Raw genomic sequence first — 1,424 nt, 5'->3', positions numbered from 1 at the left:
GCCGTCGGCGACGGGGCGTTCTTCCTCCGGTTCGTGAAGGCGCTTTTCACCCAGCGGCGCAAGACGGTGCGGAACGCGGTGCGGAACACGGCGCACATCTCCGGGCTCGACGACCCCGAGGCGGTCGTCGACGCGGCCGACGAGGAGCTGCTGCGCAGCCGTCCGGGGACGCTGGAGCCGGCGGCGTTCGCCGCGCTGGCGGAGCTGGCCCGCGAACACGGGTCGCCGACGGAGGCGTGACGATGACCGGCTGGATCGGCCTCGCGGCGGAGCTTCAGCGCGCGCTCGCGGGCAACGCCCAACGGTTCGCCGCCTCCGTCGGGGTCATCGCCGCCGTGCTGGGGGTACGGATCCTCACTCGGCGGCTGAAACGCGGCGACCGGGACCTCAGCTCCACGCAGCGGCTCCTGCTGTCGGGGGCGGTCGGGGTCGCCACCGCCGCCGGCGCGCTCGCGCTGATCGCGGTGTGGGACCGGAGCGGTGCCCTGTTCGAGACGGCGCGGTCGGCGCTGAGCGCGAACCAGCTGTCGAACGTCGTCCTCGCGGTGATCCTCCTCGCGATCGCGTACGCGCTCACGGACTTCCTCAGCGGCGTCGTCCGCGAGATCGGCGCCGAGAGCGCGTCGATATCTCAACACCAGCAGGAGGTGATCCTGCGGATCACGCAGCTGGCCGTCTACACGTCCGCGGTCCTCGCGGTCGTCGGGCTGTTCACCGACAACGTCGGCAGCCTCCTCGTCGGCGCGGGGTTCCTCGGCATCGTCGTCGGGATGGCGGCCCGCCAGACGCTCGGCGCGATCCTCGCGGGGTTCGTGCTGATGTTCTCTCGACCGTTCGAGGTCGGCGACTGGGTCGAGATCGGCGACCACGAGGGGACGGTGACGGAGATATCGATCATGAGCACGCGGCTGCGGTCGTTCGACGGCGAGGTGATCACGATGCCGAACGACGACGTCCGTTCGGGGTCGATCGTCGACCGCTCGCGCCGGAACCGGCTGCGGATCGAAGTCGAGGTCGGCGTCGACTACGACACCGACGTCGAGCGCGCGGCCGCGGTGGTCGAGGAGGCGGTCGCGGGCGTCGAGGACGTCGCCGAGATGCCCGAGCCGAACGCCGTGACGAAGCGGTTCGGGGACTCGGCGGTCGTGTTGGGGCTCCGCTACTGGATCCGAAACCCGAGCATGCGGAAGCGCTGGCGGACCCAGACCGCCGCGATGAGCGCGATGAAGGGCGCGCTCGAGGACGACGGGATCGTCATCCCGTTCCCGCAGCAGACGCTCTCCGCCCGCGCGGAGGGCGCCTCCGGGCCGCAGTTGGACGCGGCGGTCGAGGACCGGGCCGCGACGCGCGGCGGGTCCGAAAGCTCCGGCGACGGCGACGCGGAAGGGGACAACGCGCAGAGCGGTGACGCCGGGGGAGCCGAC

Annotated in this window: 1 protein-coding gene and 1 pseudogene; both read left to right on the top strand. The window is 72.1% G+C overall.

What is annotated here, in order from left to right; translation table 11 throughout:
- Window positions 1–240, top strand: a pseudogene (locus B9G38_RS17375) (16S ribosomal RNA methyltransferase A); the annotation flags it as partial.
- A 2-nt stretch (window positions 241–242) separates the two neighbouring features.
- The coding region (locus B9G38_RS17370) for a mechanosensitive ion channel family protein (RefSeq protein ID WP_198945736.1) at window positions 243–1,424 on the top strand (1,182 nt) is incomplete at its 3' end.

This window comes from Halorubrum sp. SD612 (genome assembly GCF_002135005.1).
The sequence above is the reverse complement of the archived record's forward strand: the minus strand, read 5'-3'. Positions and strand labels throughout refer to the sequence as shown.